At 62.9% G+C, this 15,142-nt stretch carries 15 protein-coding genes; 8 read left to right on the plus strand and 7 right to left on the minus strand.

Annotated elements, in window-relative coordinates; translation table 11 throughout:
* The first annotated feature begins 16 nt into the window (after window positions 1-16).
* The 4 genes from Y703_RS22155 (at window position 17) to Y703_RS19570 (ending at window position 2,748) form a co-directional block, all read left to right on the plus strand.
* Complete coding sequence (locus Y703_RS22155; protein WP_155849513.1) at window positions 17-172, plus strand: Sp36 family protein; 156 nt, start codon at window positions 17-19, stop codon at window positions 170-172.
* Window positions 173-174: 2 nt separating this feature from the next.
* The gene (locus Y703_RS0111615) at window positions 175-657 is read left to right on the plus strand and encodes a RidA family protein (protein ID WP_026552828.1); all 483 of its coding nucleotides are present in this window, start codon (window positions 175-177) and stop codon (window positions 655-657) included.
* A 5-nt stretch (window positions 658-662) separates the two neighbouring features.
* Window positions 663-1,583, plus strand: a complete 921-nt coding sequence (locus Y703_RS0111620) for an NUDIX hydrolase (protein ID WP_026552829.1) — start codon at window positions 663-665, stop codon at window positions 1,581-1,583.
* A 544-nt stretch (window positions 1,584-2,127) separates the two neighbouring features.
* Window positions 2,128-2,748 (plus strand): endonuclease domain-containing protein, encoded by a 621-nt coding sequence (locus Y703_RS19570; RefSeq protein WP_253908026.1) that lies wholly within the window; start codon window positions 2,128-2,130, stop codon window positions 2,746-2,748.
* A gap of 109 nt (window positions 2,749-2,857) precedes the next feature.
* On the opposite strand, the gene Y703_RS0111630 is transcribed toward Y703_RS19570, so the two are convergent.
* Window positions 2,858-3,535 (minus strand): Crp/Fnr family transcriptional regulator, encoded by a 678-nt coding sequence (locus tag Y703_RS0111630; RefSeq protein ID WP_019483148.1) that lies wholly within the window; start codon window positions 3,533-3,535, stop codon window positions 2,858-2,860.
* Window positions 3,536-3,779: 244 nt separating this feature from the next.
* On the opposite strand from Y703_RS0111630, the gene Y703_RS0111635 reads away from it, so the two are divergent.
* Window positions 3,780-4,964 (plus strand): MarP family serine protease, encoded by a 1,185-nt coding sequence (locus Y703_RS0111635; RefSeq protein WP_035764812.1) that lies wholly within the window; start codon window positions 3,780-3,782, stop codon window positions 4,962-4,964.
* Between the two features lie 4 nt (window positions 4,965-4,968).
* Here the strand turns inward: Y703_RS0111635 and Y703_RS23125 are convergent, their stop codons facing one another.
* Complete coding sequence (locus Y703_RS23125; RefSeq protein WP_253908027.1) at window positions 4,969-5,262, minus strand: DUF2332 family protein; 294 nt, start codon at window positions 5,260-5,262, stop codon at window positions 4,969-4,971.
* Window positions 5,151-5,981 carry a DUF2332 domain-containing protein gene (locus Y703_RS19575; protein ID WP_253908028.1) on the minus strand — a complete coding sequence of 277 codons (831 nt, stop codon included), beginning with the start codon at window positions 5,979-5,981 and terminating at the stop codon, window positions 5,151-5,153. The genes Y703_RS23125 and Y703_RS19575 overlap by 112 nt, the downstream gene beginning before the upstream one ends.
* Window positions 5,982-6,204: 223 nt before the next feature.
* Here Y703_RS19575 and Y703_RS0111645 point away from each other — a divergent pair, with 223 nt between their 5' ends.
* The 3 genes from Y703_RS0111645 (at window position 6,205) to Y703_RS0111655 (ending at window position 9,936) form a co-directional block, all read left to right on the plus strand.
* Window positions 6,205-7,902, plus strand: coding sequence for an ABC transporter substrate-binding protein (locus Y703_RS0111645; protein WP_035764815.1), 1,698 nt, complete (start codon window positions 6,205-6,207; stop codon window positions 7,900-7,902).
* A 91-nt stretch (window positions 7,903-7,993) separates the two neighbouring features.
* A complete protein-coding gene (locus tag Y703_RS0111650; RefSeq protein ID WP_026552832.1) occupies window positions 7,994-8,998 on the plus strand; it encodes an ABC transporter permease in 1,005 nt (334 codons plus the stop codon).
* On the plus strand, window positions 8,995-9,936 hold the full coding sequence (locus Y703_RS0111655; protein ID WP_026552833.1) for an ABC transporter permease: 942 nt from the start codon (window positions 8,995-8,997) through the stop codon (window positions 9,934-9,936). Before Y703_RS0111650 ends, Y703_RS0111655 begins: the two co-directional genes overlap by 4 nt.
* Window positions 9,937-10,007: 71 nt before the next feature.
* Here Y703_RS0111655 and Y703_RS0111660 read toward each other — a convergent pair whose 3' ends face one another.
* The 4 genes from Y703_RS0111660 to Y703_RS19580 form a co-directional block, all read right to left on the minus strand.
* Window positions 10,008-11,738, minus strand: a complete 1,731-nt coding sequence (locus Y703_RS0111660; RefSeq protein ID WP_026552834.1) for a dipeptide ABC transporter ATP-binding protein — start codon at window positions 11,736-11,738, stop codon at window positions 10,008-10,010.
* A 4-nt stretch (window positions 11,739-11,742) separates the two neighbouring features.
* The gene (gene aroQ, locus Y703_RS0111665; RefSeq protein ID WP_026552835.1) at window positions 11,743-12,222 is read right to left on the minus strand and encodes a type II 3-dehydroquinate dehydratase; all 480 of its coding nucleotides are present in this window, start codon (window positions 12,220-12,222) and stop codon (window positions 11,743-11,745) included.
* Between the two features lie 62 nt (window positions 12,223-12,284).
* The gene (locus Y703_RS0111670) at window positions 12,285-13,631 is read right to left on the minus strand and encodes an MFS transporter (protein WP_026552836.1); all 1,347 of its coding nucleotides are present in this window, start codon (window positions 13,629-13,631) and stop codon (window positions 12,285-12,287) included.
* Between the two features lie 160 nt (window positions 13,632-13,791).
* A partial coding sequence (locus tag Y703_RS19580) for an acetate--CoA ligase (protein WP_035764818.1) occupies window positions 13,792-15,142 on the minus strand: 1,351 nt, incomplete at its 5' end.

Consider the following 15,142-nt stretch of genomic DNA (forward strand, 5'->3'; position numbering starts at 1 on the left):
CGCTAGTCTGTGAACCATGACCAAATGGGAGTACTCGACAATTCCGCTCATCATCCACGCCACGAAGCAGATTCTGGATCAGTGGGGAGAGGACGGCTGGGAGTTGGTGCAGGTAGTTCCTGGGCCTGATGGCAAGGGCCTCGTTGCCTACCTGAAACGAGAGAAGAACTAGCCGTGACTAGCACCGACAGCCCAACTTCCGCCGTCGAACGCCGGTTGCTGGATCTCGGAATCACCCTCCCGGACGTAGTGCAGCCCTTGGCTTCATACGTGCCGGCAGTGGTGACGGGAAGCTACGTCTTCACTGCCGGACAGCTCCCGCTTATTAACGGTGAACTCCCAGCTTTGGGGAAGGTAGGCGCCGAGGTGACACCGGAGGCTGCCAAAGAGTATGCGGCAACGTGCGCGGTGAACGCACTGGCGGCCATCAAGTCCCAGATCGGGGACCTGGACCGGATCAGTCGAATCGTCAAGGTAGTTGGCTTCGTCGCCTCCGACCCCGGCTTCACGGGCCAGCCCGAAGTAATCAACGGAGCCTCCGACCTCCTGGGGCAGGTGCTCGCCGACGCCGGCACACACGCACGCTCCGCCGTCGGCGTTGCAGTTCTTCCCCGGGATGCGCCGGTGGAAGTCGAGATTATCGCCGAGTTTGTCTGATTCCTGTGGGCTACATTAGTAACCGTCTTTTTCAAGTTCCAGAAGACCAGCTTGGCGCAGCGCGAAGCTGGGTTGAGCACGGCGAACGAACGCCGGTCAAGCCACGCCTGGCGTCGTCGGTCGTCCTGATCCGTGACGCTCCCACGGGAACTGAAACCTACCTGTCCTACCGGCGCGGCGAGTCCCCGCTGGGCATCGTCGCGTTTCCCGGCGGCAGCATCGAGGAGTCCGACGACGACGACGTCGCCTGGTTCGGTCCCACACCCGCTCAGTGGGCGAAGGCGATGGGTATTGATGACCTGTTTGCGGCCCGCCGCCACGTGGTCGGGGCCATCCGCGAACTATTCGAAGAGACCGGTGTGCTGTTGGCTGGACCGGACGCGGTGTCCCTTGTCGACGGGAGCCGGAATCCGGAATGGATGAAGGCCCGGGAGGACATCGCCACCCAGGAGCGTTCCTTCTCCGAGATCCTGACCCGTCGGGGTCTGGGGCTTCGCACCGACTTGCTCAAGCCGCTTGCGCATTGGCTCAGCCCGGATTACGCTCACCGCCGGTTCGACACCCATTATTTCGCGGCCGCGCAGCCGACTGGCCAGGAAGCCTCAGTGCTCGCCAGCAAGGGAATCTGGGGGGAATGGCGGTGTGCCGCCCGGGAAGTGGCGCGAGCAGAAACCACTATCCTCGGCGACGAGGTTGGGCAATCCAATTCGTTGGGCCGCACGCTGGATGGACTGACCGTCCCCGCGGTCCGGATCATACTTGAGAAGATCGGATCGTCCAAGGGCTGTGTTGCCTACCTGACGCACAAGCGACCCATGAAGGTCTACTACCCCCACCTCGTTACTCCTGCCGAGGATGAGGACCCAATGCTTGAGGTTGCCTGCTCGGTAGCCACCGAGGGCGGTTCCGGCCAGCGCGGCCGCTAACCCCCTCCGCCCTCCCCGCCCGAACTCCCGCACTCCCGAACTCCCGCACTCCCGCCGAAAAGTTAGATTTGGGGGGGCTGAAACCCTTGTGAGTCGCCAAAGCTAACTCCTCGGGGGGCGACTGTGGATAACCAAAGTCGCGAACCTCGCGATGGAGTCCAATAGGTGCATGCCTAGACGAGCGCCGTTGCCGGATGACCTTTCATCGCATTCCTTCACCCTGGACTCCGCGCGGCGAGCGGGGGTTCAGCGCAGCCGAACCCGGGCGGCGGACTTATGGACGCCAAGTCGGGGGATTCGGGTACCGAAAAATGCCGAGCTTGAGCCCGTGGGCCGCTACCAGCCGTATCTCGATGTGACCCCTGGCTCCTGGATCAGTCACACGAGCGCAGCTCAGCTCTTTGCCATCCCGCTTCCGCCCTGGTTCTCGAATGAACCGATCATTCATTTGTCGCGGGCGTTTCCGGACGCCAGACCGCAACGAAAAGACGTGGTTGGACACAGCCTGAAAATGATCTCGGGAGACACAACTTCCCGCAAGGGGATGCCTACTACGTCGGTTTTCCGAACCTGGTTGGATCTGGCGGGAATGCTCACTTTTGATGACCTGATCGTGGCCGGAGACTTCATTGTGAGTGAACATCGCCGCTCATTCGGACCGGAGCGCACCCCTCTCGTTCCTTACTCGGAACTGGCGCGGTACCTGCGTCGACAATCGGGCCATCGGTGGATTCGCAAGGCGCGCGGGGCATACGAGGAACTCCGGGTGGGTGTTGATTCACCACCAGAGACCATGGTTCGGCTGGTCCTGCAGCGCGCCGGGTTACCGGAGTTTTTGGTCAACTACCCAATTGGCGACTTGAACGGGATCCCGCAGGTCTGGACGGACCTTGGCTGTCGCGGTTTTCGCACCTGCATCGAATACGACGGACTGCACCACCTGACGCCAGAACAGCAGGCCCGGGACGCAAACCGGGATCAGATGACCGCTGAACTCGGTTGGAAACAGATTAAACTCAACAAGCTGGACGTCAGCGCCGGGTCTGAGTGGATCGAACAGAAAATAACCCGTGCCCTCCGCCGGCAGGGTTGGACCGGGCACCCCATTCCCTCGCCGAACGGTGAGATTAGGTGGGATGCACGCCGTCGTCGTCACCAGACCTAACTCTTCAGCGAAAGGTATTCATGCCGAGAAGTTAGATCTGGTCGATCGAAACCCTGAGGGATCGCCAGATCTAACTCTTCGGCGAAGGTGGGGGAGGAGGCATCAGAATCTAGCGGCTCCGTTGACGCAGACGCTGGATGTCCAGGATAACGACGGCGCGCGCCTCCAGGCGCAGCCATCCCCGCTGCACAAACTCGGCCAGGGCCTTGTTGACTGTCTCGCGGGAAGCGCCGACCAGCTGGGCAAGTTCTTCCTGCGTCAGCTCGTGAGCCACCAGAATGCCGTCAGTCGCGGGGCGGCCGAACCGGTCGGCCAGGTCCAGCAGTGCCTTGGCAACGCGGCCAGGGACGTCGGAGAACACCAGATCCGCCAGTGACTCATTGGTGCGGCGTAGCCGGCGGGCCAGAGCCTGCAGTAGTTGAGCGGAGACCTCGGGGCGCGTCTCGAGCAGCGTGCGGAGGTTTTCGTTCTTCAACCCGGCGAGGCGCGTCTCGGACACGGCAGTAGCCGTGGCGGTGCGGGGACTGGGATCAAACAGCGCCATCTCGCCGAACAGCTCGCCCGGGCCGAGGATAGCCAGCAAGTTCTCGCGACCGTCCTGAGCTGTACGGCCCAGCTTGATCTTGCCGGACACAATGAAATACAGCTGGTCGCCCTGATCGCCTTCGCGGAAAACTGACGCTCCGCGAGAGAGATCCACTTCGGTCAGTTCGTCGGTGAGCGCGGCGAAAACGTCGTCGCCCAGCGAAGCGAAGAGTGGCGCGCGGCGCAGTACCTCGATGTCCATGAATTCTCCTGATCAATTGTTGGCTCATTCCATCTTGCCGTACATAACGAACTTGTGACACCTGCTACACGCGTGTTCGCCGTCGGATTAGCCGAATAACCTGCTGAAGAAGAGTCAAACCGGTTCCGAGGGCAACCAAAACGCTGATTCGGGTAGTGGCGAGGCTCAGGAGATTGTCAGTACCGGCCGATAGACTCACTTTGGTCGGAGGTGCAGCGCCTCTGAACAACCAGGGAGAGCGCACGTGCCAGAATTCACCATCTTGGACATTTTGCTGGTGTTGGCGCTGATCGGATATCTCGTTGCCGGCCTACGCAACGGCTTCCTGGTGACGCTCGGCGGCATTGCCGGCTTCGTTGTCGGAGCCATAGCTGCTTTCTTCGCCATCCCCCTTGTCAGCGAGTGGGTTCCCGACGAGGCGTGGCGGCTGCCCGCCATCATTTTCACCGCACTGGTGCTGGTTGTAGTGGGCCAGGCAATCGGTTCGCGGCTCGGGGGAGGCATTCGCCGGGCCCTTGACTTTCCTCCCATCCGGCTGGTCGACCGACTATTGGGCGGTGCGGTGAACGTGGTGGTCGCAGCGCTGGTGATGTCAATGCTGGCGTTCAGCATCGGGACCCTCGGCATGCCCTTCCTTTCCCAGTCGATCGCCTCGTCACAGGTAATCCGGGGAATCGATAGCCTGACACCGTCGCCGGTCCGCACCTGGATGGCACAACTGCGCACCATAGCGGTCGACGACGGCATCCCCACCATCCTCGAAAGCGTTGCCCCAGCATCCCCGATTCCGGTTCCCGATGCCTCAGTCGATACTCCGGAGCTCGCCGCCGCATCCGAGTCGGTGCTGCGCATCGCCGGGACAGCGTTCCAATGTGGCCAGAACCAGACCGGGTCCGGCTTCATCATCGCGCCGGGCCGTGTGGTAACAAACGCCCACGTGGTTGCAGGGGTCAATGAACCGGTTGTGGAGGTTCCCGGAGGGGGAGCACTGCCAGGGCGGATTGTCCACTTTGATGCCGTCCGGGACATCGCTGTCCTTGCCGTAGATGGACTGGACCGTGCCGCCCTGCCGCTTGGCGAAGACCTCGCCACCGGAGACACCGCAGCATTTGCGGGCTACCCTGCCGGTGGGCCGTTCCAGATCCAGCCTGCGAGCATCCAGAACCGCAGCGATGTCCTGGTCGCCAACATCTACGGAGCTGACCCCTCGTCGGTCAACGTGTACAGCCTCGCGGCGAACGTGCAGCAGGGAAACTCGGGGGGGCCGCTGCTGGACATGCAGGGCAGGGTGGCTGGAGTGATCTTCGCGAAATCAACTCAGGATGCGCCGGTGGGGTACGCCCTCACCCTGGCGGAACTGCAGCCCATCGCCGAGCAGGCTGGTGCGTTGACTGACACCGTGTCGGCGGGACAGTGCAACCGCCGCTAGGGTCTCAGGCCAGCCACTCGAGCGTCTGCCCGTGGCCGCCGGTCCGGGCCACGGCGTGGCCGTTGTGGGCGAGGACAAACAAACGGTCCACCTCGGCTTCAGCCTTCGGCATGGCACCCGCCACCCCCGGCAGGACCCCGTAGCCTTCGTTCGACAGCCAGTGCACGGGACGGCTCCGGTCGGATGTCAGCCTGACCATGGTCTCCCTGAACGTCTCCCGGCCCAGCTTGTCGACGTACCCCAGAACCGCGCTGTGGAACACGACAACTGTGGACCCGGCCGGTGCCGAGGCAACCAACGCGTCGACGTCAAGGGCCAGATCACCTGTGACCAGCGCTGGCGGCTCCCGGCGNCCCGGCGGGCCACCTCGACGGCGGCGCGTAGCCGGTCTCGGCGGCGGGCATGCTCCGGCCAGACCAGCGCCTGCAGCCAGGCGACGTCGTCGTCGTCAGCGACATCGAGCGGGTTCAGGTCCAGGCCGGCGCGAAAGGTGACCTGAGGCAGTTGGCTGGGCAGCGGTGGGCTACCGGTGGAGGCACAGTCCATCACCAGCGCGTCGGGGACCTCACCGGCTGACAGCACAGGACCGCCGTCGTACGAGTAGCCGTACCGGTCCGGGTAGAGGCACAACCCGGCGGAGGCACCCACCTCAATCAGAGCCAGCGGCTGGCCCTCAGCAGCGGCAATCCTCGCCAGGAGCGGCAGGAGGACAGCGCATCGACCTGCCTCGTTGGTCTGGGTCCGTCGGGCGAGCATCGTCCCGCGTATCTGAGTCCAATGGTCCAGCAGAAACTCGCGGAACTGAGGATACGGCGTCGGCTCCGCGCCGTTGAAGCGTGCTGCGCCCAGCAGCAGGTTCGGTTGGCGTTTGGCTGCTGGCAGGTCGTCGAGCATACCGAGGACCTGCGGATCCTCGCTAAGACCCATGCACCACTGGTCATAGGTCTTGGAGTACCCGCGGGCTTCCACAACGGCAAACCGCCGGTACCAGGCGGCAGTATCGAGTTTCTCAGTCATGCTGGTCCTTCCGAGGTGACGGGCAAACAGCCGTCCCATCGTTCACGATCACTTGGGCTCTGCCCTAAACGCGTGACCAAATCGTAACCTCAACTGTGATGTAAATCCCATAACCACCCGTCCGCGGGGTTAGGCTCTTTGCACAGATAGCTGCGCGCCAGCGAAGCCGTCAGGGCATCACATCACGTGCACTGCCTCCCCACTCGTACACGAGGAGCTCAACATGCAAGAAAGCGCCACACCGCCGCGCAGCTCACGCCCCGCCAGAAAGCGGGCCGCTGTGATCACGGCAGGATTGGCAATCGGTGCGCTGTTGCTTTCCGGCTGCGTCGAAAGCCAGCGGGACGACGAAACTGCCGATGGCGGTGAGGCGGCAGTCGATTCGACTTTCGTTTTCGCAGCATCGTCGGACCCAGCGTCCCTTGACCCCGCCTTTGCCAGCGACGGGGAGACCTTCCGGATCAGCCGCCAGCTGTTCGAGGGCCTCGTTGGAGTGGAGCCCGGCACAGCCGATCCAGCCCCGCTACTCGCCGAGTCCTGGGAAACGTCCGAAGACGGCCTCTCGACCACCTTCGCGCTGAAGGAGGGCGTCACCTTTCACGACGGCACCGAATTCAATGCCGACGCCGTCTGCTTCAACTTTGACCGCTGGTACAACTGGACAGGGGTGGCCCAGGCGCCCTCCGTGTCCTATTACTACAACAACCTGTTCCGCGGCTTCGCTGACTCACCTGACGCTGCTGTCTACGAATCCTGCGAGGTGAACGGGGACCTCGAGGCAACCGTCACGCTCGCGCAGCCATTTGCCGGATTTGTTCCGGCACTGTCATTGCCGGCTTTCGCCATGCAGAGCCCAACGGCGCTTGAAGAGTTCGCCGCCGACGACATCGGCGGATCTGCAGAAGCTCCTGCCCTTAGCGCCTACGCCGAGGGCAACCCGGTAGGTACCGGACCGTTCAAGTTCGATTCCTGGTCGGTTGGCGAGCAGCTACAGCTGTCCACCTACGAGGACTACTGGGGCGAGCAGGGACAGGTAGAGACGATCATCTTCCGTGTCATCGACGATCCACAGGCGCGGACCCAGGCCCTGCAGGCTGGTACTGTCGACGGGTTTGACCTCGTCTCGCCAGCGGATATCCCGACCCTTGAGGACGAGGGTTTCATGATCGTTCCGCGTGATCCCTTTACGATCCTGTACCTGGGTCTGAACCACGAGGTTGAAGAGCTGAGCGATCCTCTGGTCCGCGAAGCGATCCACCACGCCATCGACAAGCAGGCACTGATTGACCAGACTCTTCCGGAAGGAACGCAGCTGGCTACCCAGTTCATCCCTGACGTTGTTGACGGCTACAACGACGAGGTAACCACCTATGACTATGACCCGGAGCGGGCCATGGAACTGCTTGAAGAAGCGGGTTACCCCGACGGCTTCGAGGTCGAGTTCAACTACCCGACGAACGTTTCCCGGCCGTACATGCCAACTCCCGAGCAGGTCTTCACCAACCTGACCGATCAGCTGGCAGCCGTAGGCATTACCGCTACTCCTGCTCCTGACGTGTGGACCCCCGACTACCTGGACAAGATCCAGGGCACGGCCGACCATGGCATCCACCTGCTCGGATGGACCGGGGACTACAACGACACTGACAACTTCATCGGCGTGTTCTTCGGCCAGGAGAAGCTCGAGTTCGGTTTTGACAACCCCGAACTGTTCGCGGCCCTGGATGAGGCCCGCGCCATGACCGACAGGGAAGAGCAGACGGCGGCGTACGAGGAAATCAACGAACAGATTGCCGAGTTCAACCCGGCGATCCCGTTGGCTCACCCTGCGCCATCGCTGGCCTTCGCGCCACGGGTTGACTCGTACCCGGCAAGCCCAGTCAATGACGAGGTCTTCAACATGATCGAACTCAACGAATAGCATCATCAGATGACAGGAGAGCCTGGCCTATCGGGCCCGGCTCTCCTGTCGTTCGTTGGAAAAGTGTTTGATCCGTTCCTGAAAGGACCCCGTGCTACGCGTCATTGGTAAGCGCCTCGCGCTGCTGGTACCCACATTGATCGGCTTGTCGATCCTGTTGTTCCTGTGGGTGCGCAATCTTCCCGGCGGTCCTGCAACCGCTCTTCTGGGCGAGCGGGCCACCCCTGAAGCGGTGGAGAGGGTGAATGAGCTCTACGGCTTCAATGAACCTATCGTCGCCCAATACTTCACCTACATGGGCAAGCTCCTGCAAGGTGACTTCGGCACCTCGATCAACACCGGCCGCCCGGTGCTTGAAGAGTTTGCCACCCGGTTCCCCGGCACCGTCGAACTCACCATCGTTGCCCTGATTTTCGCCATCGGCATCGGTATCCCGCTTGGCTACGTGGCCGCCCGCTACTACGGGCGGTTCGTTGACCATAGTTCTGTGGTCCTGAGCCTGCTCGGCATCACCGTCCCGGTCTTCTTCCTGGCCTTCATCCTCAAGTACCTGTTCGCCATCCAGTGGCCCATCCTGCCGCCGGACGGCAGGCAAGACCCCCGGATGGACGCCACCCACGTCACCGATTTTTACGTCCTGGACGGGATGCTCACCGGCGAGTGGGATGCCGCCTGGGACGCATTCCAGCACCTGATCCTCCCGGGGATCGCTCTGGGTACCATCCCGTTGGCCATCATCGTCAGGATCACCCGCGCCTCAGTACTGGAGGTCCAGAACGCAGACTACGTTCGTACCGCCCGCGCCAAGGGTTTGCTGGAGAAGACCATCCGGAACCGTTTCATCCTCCGTAATGCGATGCTCCCGGTGGTCACGACCATCGGTCTCCAGGTGGGCCTTCTTATTTCCGGTGCGGTGCTAACCGAGACGGTCTTTGCCTTCAACGGGATCGGCAGATTCCTGCGTGATGCGATCTTTGGACTCGACTATCCGGTCCTTCAAGGGTTCATCATTATCATTGCCATCCTGTACGCAGTGATCAACCTAATCGTTGACATTTCCTACAGCATCATCGATCCAAGGGTGCGTGTGAGTTGAGTACTACATTGCCGCCAACTGCCGGTGACGGGCCAACGCCCACCGAACCGAGCATGCCCGACGGCGCCGGAACCGGACTCTGGAAGGATGCCTTCCGTCGGCTGAAGAAGAACCCGCAGGCCATCGCCGGAGCCGTTATCATCGGATTGTTCCTCCTCGTGGCCATTTTGGCGCCGGTCCTCGCCCCTTACGGCGGCGATGAACTCCCGGGACGTACCGAGATCACTCCCACCAACATCCCGGGCCCGGGCGAGCTGGACGCCTACCCTCTCGGACTCGACCGATTCGGCGGAGACCTCCTCAGCAAACTGATCTGGGGCGCGCAGGCGTCCCTGCTGATTGGCGTCGTCTCGACTGCTCTAGGCCTCGTCGGCGGGATGATCCTTGGGCTGCTTGCTGGCGGCCTCGGCGGCTGGGTGGACAGTGTCATCATGCGGTTCGTGGATATCCTGCTCTCGGTGCCGAACCTCCTGCTGGCGGTAAGCATCGCTGCGATCCTCGGTCAGGGGCCGTACGCGGTCATGATTGCGATCGGTGTTTCGCAGGTGCCCATTTTTGCGCGGCTGCTGCGTGCATCGATGTTGTCCCAGCGCGGCTCGGACTACATTCTTGCCGCCCAGACGCTGGGCCTGAGCCTTTCCACCATCACCATGAGCCATCTGCTGCCCAACAGTGTTGGACCGGTTATCGTCCAGGCCACGCTGACCCTCGCCACAGCAGTGATCGACGCCGCAGCCCTGTCGTTCCTTGGGCTCGGCGGCGGGCGGCCGCAGACGGCCGAATGGGGACGGATGCTCACCTACGCCCAGAGCGAGCTGGCTAACTCGCCGCAGCTGGCGTTCCTGCCAGGTATCTGTATCGCAGTCACGGCGCTGGGATTCACCCTGCTGGGTGAATCGTTGCGAGAGTCATTGGATCCCAAGACCCGCAAGAAGTAGCTAGTCAGCCAGCCATGACGCAAAGACCCCGGCACCGATGGTGCCGGGGTCTTTTGCCGTTAGGAGCGGTTCTAGGCGATGTTCAGCTCGTTGCCGGGAATCGACGCCAGCAGCTGGCGCGTATACGGGTGGCGCGGGTTCTGGAACACTTCCTCTGAGGTGGCCGCTTCGACCAGCTCACCGTCCTTCATCACGCAGACGTAGTCGGAGATGAGGCGGACCACCGCGAGGTCGTGGGAGATGAACAGGTAGCTCAGACCGAGCTCCGCCTGGAGATCCCCGAGCAGCTTCAGTATCTGGGCCTGAACCAGGACGTCCAGTGCTGAAACGGGCTCGTCACAGATGATCAGCTCGGGCTTCAGAGCCAGAGCACGAGCAATCGCCACACGTTGCCGCTGCCCGCCGGAGAGCTCCGAGGGGTAGCGGCGCAGCGCGATCTGCGGCAGGGAGACCTGGTCCATCAGTTCGCGGACCCTGGCGCGTCGTTCGCTCTTTGACCCTCGTTTGTAGGCGTTGAGGGGCTCCTCAACGATCCGCTCAATGGTGAACATCGGGTTTAGTGAGGAGTACGGGTCCTGGAAGATCGGCTGAACGCGTTGCCGGAAATCCGCCAGCTGCGCCTTGTCCAGGGTTCCTACGTCCATCCCGTCGAAGGTCATGGTGCCCGACGTCGGCTCGATCAGTTTCAGGAGCATGCGCGCTGTGGTGGTCTTTCCTGAACCGGACTCGCCCACAATGGCGACGGTCTGCCCCCGTGGTACGTCAAGGGTTACGTTCTTCGCCGCGTAGAAGTCATCGGAGCTGCCACGCCTTTTGTAGACCTTGGTCAGGTCGCGGATCTCGACGATGTTCTTGCCCGGATCGGTCGCCATTGGCGTACTGGCTCCGGTCTCAGCCTGGTGCTCGACGAACGTTGCTTCAGCTAGTTCCACCCGCCGAGCGGTGTCGGCGTGGTAGGTCCCCGGCCGGAGACGTACTGCCGCGACGCTGGGTGCGGCGCGGACCAGCGACTGGGTGTAGGGGTGCTGGGGATCATTCAGGAGCTGCTGCGCCGGTCCTGCTTCCACCACCCGGCCGCGGTGCATCACAACGAGGTCCGAGGCGCGCTCAGCGGCAAGCCCCAGGTCGTGGGTGATCAGCAGCACCGACGTGCCCAGCTGCTCCGTCATCTGGTCGATCTGATCCAGGATGGTCCGCTGCACGGTGACGTCCAGGGCGCTGGTCGGTTCGTCAGCGATCAGCAGTCGCGGCTGGCAGGCCAGTCCAATCGCGATCAGGGCGCGCTGTCGCATTCCGCCGGAAAATTCGTGAGGGTATTGTTTGGCCCGCTCCCCGGCGTCCGGCAGACCGGCGGCGGAGAGCACTTCGATGACACGCTCTTTGACGTTCTTCTTGGTTGTCATCCCGTGGACCAGGAGGGTCTCGGCGACCTGGGTGCCGATCTTGGTGACCGGGTTGAGGTTGGACATCGGGTCCTGGGGTACCAGGCCAATCGCCCGCCCACGGATGGAGCGCATCTTGGCTTCTGGCAGTGTTGCCAGGTTCTGGCCCTCGAACATGATGCTGCCGTTGGTGATGACGCCGTTGGAGGGCAACAGGCCGATGCAGGACATCGCCGTCGTCGACTTGCCTGATCCTGACTCGCCAACAATCGCGAGGGTCTTACCGCGTCTTAGGGTGAAGCTCGCATTCTCGACGGCTGTCACATCGCCGTAGGTGGTGCTGAAGGTAACGGCGAGGTCTTTGACCTCGAGGAGCGGGGCGTCGCTGGGAACCCCGTCAACTGGTGTGATGTCGATCATGTTTCTATCGTCCCTCATGGGAGGTCGTAACTGATGGACCCCCGGCGAGTTTTTCGATCAGATGATCGACGGCGAACCGGTAACCACTGATTCCGGCACCCACAATTACCGCCTCCGCGACGGCTGACAGGTAGGAGTGATGGCGGAATTCCTCGCGTCGGTGCACGTTGGTGATGTGCACCTCAACCAGCGGAAGGCCGACGGCGGTGAGCGCGTCGCGGATGGCGATGGAGGTGTGGGTGTACGCGCCGGCGTTGATGACGATGCCGTCGGCTGTCCCCGCCGCGCCGTGGATCGCATCGACCAGTTCACCCTCATGGTTGGACTGCACGCAGGTGACCGCCCAGCCGTGGCGCCCAGCGGCGTCAGCGGCGACCGCCTCGACGTCGGCCAGGGTAGCTGTCCCATAGGTCGACGGTTCACGGGTGCCCAGCAGGTTCAGGTTCGGTCCGTTGATGATCAGGAGGGTAGTGGTCTTCGGCATGGCTTAACTATGCCCCACGCCACTCTTCCCGCTCCCCGTCCCGCTTCAGGGACGGGGAATGGCTACGCCGTCGAGGCCGAGAGGTCGGCAGGCTGGTTATCGGTCGCTTTCCGGCGCAACCGCACGGCAGCCAATGCGCCGGCCACTGTCACGAGGCTCATCACTGCCAGGACGATCCCGGGGTGCCACCAGGCGCCGTCGGTAGCTGTCCCGAGGAGCTGGGTGATTGATGGAGCAAACCCGGCGACGATGGCGGCGAGGCTGTAGGCAAAGGACAGGGCAGTGAACCCGGTCCGGGGCTCGAAGATGTCGGCCATCAGACCACCGAGCGCCGCCCAGCTGGCCGTCGGCAGGATGCCTCCCAGCAGGATGGCTGCTACGTAGGTCGGTGCGTCGGCGATGCTGATCACCCAGTACAGCGGGAAAGCGATCAGGGCAGTGCCGATAGCTCCGCCAGCCACCACCTTGGCCGAACCGATTTTCATTGCCAGATAGCCAAACGCGGGGATGGTCAGCAACTGGAGGAGCGAACCCACCAGGGCCGCGTTGAGCACTGTCTCCTGCGCTAGTCCCAGTCGCTGTGTGCCATATGCCTGGGTATAGGACACCATGAGGAAGTAGGAACCGATGCCGAGCACAGCCGCAGCCGCCGCGACAGCGATAGCCGCGGGCTGGCGCCGGATAACCTCGAAGAACGGAATGCTGGCCCGCGACTGGGTCTGCACGGTTTCCTTGAACACCGGTGTCTCGTCAATGGCGAGTCTCAGGTACAGGGCAATTCCCAGGAACGGGAACGCCAGCAGGAACGGGATGCGCCACCCCCAGGTCGTCATGACATCTGGGGCGGCGACGGCCAGGATCAGGAACACCAGCGAGATGAGCATCGTGCCCACGGGGGAGCCAAGCTGGGGGATCGAGGCGTAGAGCGCTCGTTTGCGCGGTTCAGCGTGCTCGGTGGCGATCAGGATGGATCCGCCCCATTCGCCGCCCAGTGAGAGCCCCTGGAGGAGGCGCAGCACGGTCAGCAGGATGGGTGCCCACACCCCGATCACACTGTAATCCGGGAGCAGACCGACCGAGCCGGTGGCCAGGCCCATGAGCAGGATGGTCCAGATCAGGGTTTTCTTGCGACCGATCCGGTCGCCGAGGTGGCCGAACAGGATGGCACCGAGGGGACGGGCCACAAAGCCCATTGCAAAGATCAGGAACGCTGAGAGCGTGCCGGCCAGCGGGTCCTGGGCGGCGAAGAACACCTGATTGAACACCAGGGCGGCAGCAGTTCCGAAGACGTAAAAGTCATAGGATTCAAGCGTGGTGCCGACAAAAGAGGCGGCTGCTGACTTTCTGGCCATCTTGCGGTTCGCTGCTGACGGCGGTCCAGGGGTTTCGGAGACGGTGGTAGTAGACACGTCTGAAAATTGTCCTCGGCCCCCGGTGCGCAGCGCCACCAATTACGGGCAAGGTCACACTCCGGCGAAAGCAAAGTCACACCCGGTACCTCATCGCCTGTACCCGCAGCAGAAAGGTGCGCATCCCTAGGCCAGCCAGCCCGGGATGCGCACCTGCGCACTATTTCCGCAGCGAAGCGGAGATCTGCGCCATGATCGTCGGATCAGACAGCGTTGTCGCGTCGCCCACTTCGCGGCCTTCCGCAACGTCCTTGAGCAGCCGGCGCATGATCTTGCCGGACCGGGTTTTGGGGAGCTCCGGCACCACCAGGATATTGCGTGGTTTGGCGATGGGCCCGATTTCCTTGCCCACGTGGTTGCGCAGCGTGGTGACGATGTCGTCGTCGTCGACGGCTGAGCCACGCAGAATCACGAACGCGACCACCGCCTCGCCGGTCGTCTCATCCGATGCCCCGACGACGGCGGCCTCCGCCACCGAGGGGTGGCTGACCAGGGCCGACTCGATCTCAGTGGTGGACAGCCGGTGACCTGAAATGTTCATGACGTCGTCAACCCTGCCCAGCAACCAGATGTCCCCGTCCTGATCCCGCTTCGCTCCATCGCCAGCGAAATACATGTTGTCGAAACGGGCCCAGTAGGTGTCCTTGAACCGCTGCGGATCTCCCCAGATCCCGCGAAGCATTGACGGCCACGGTTCGCGGACCACGAGATAGCCGCCCGACCCGTTGGGTACTGACTGGCCCATTTCATCGACCACGTCCACAGCAATTCCGGGGACCGCAACCTGCGCGGAGCCTGGCTTGGCGTGGGTAACTCCTGGCATGGGTGAGATCATCTGGGCGCCGGTTTCGGTCTGCCACCAGGTATCCACCACCGGTGCGCTGCCGCCACCGATCATCTCGCGGTACCACATCCAGGCCTCGGGGTTGATCGGTTCACCGACGGAGCCGAGCACCCGGATTGAGCTCAGGTCATACTTCTTGGGGATGTCCCGGCCCCACTTCATGAAGGTCCTAATGGCCGTCGGAGCTGTATAAAGGATTGACACTTTGTATTTCTCGATCAGCTCCCACCACCGGCCCTGGTGTGGAGTGTCGGGCGTGCCCTCGTACATCAGCTGCGTGGCCCCGTTGACCAGCGGTGCGTAGGTCACGTAGCTGTGCCCGGTGACCCAGCCGACGTCGGCAGTGCACCAGAACACATCGGTCTCCGGCCGCAGGTCGAATGTGTTCTTGTGGGTGAAGGCCGTCTGCGTGAGGTAGCCGCCTGTGGTGTGGAGGATGCCCTTGGGTTTCCCGGTGGTACCCGAGGTGTAGAGGATGAATAGCGGGTGCTCCGAGTCGTGGCCGACGGCGGTGTGCTCGGGGGATGCGGTGCCGACGACGTCGTCCCACCAGATGTCCCGGCCCTCGGTCCACTCCACTGGCTCGCCGTTGCGTTTGACCACCACCACACTGGTGACCGTGTGTCCAGGCCGTTCCAGGGCGCCGTCGACGGCGGGCTTCAACGAA

This window comes from Arthrobacter sp. H20, from assembly GCF_000520515.1.
Classification (GTDB): Bacteria; Actinomycetota; Actinomycetes; order Actinomycetales; family Micrococcaceae; genus Arthrobacter_D.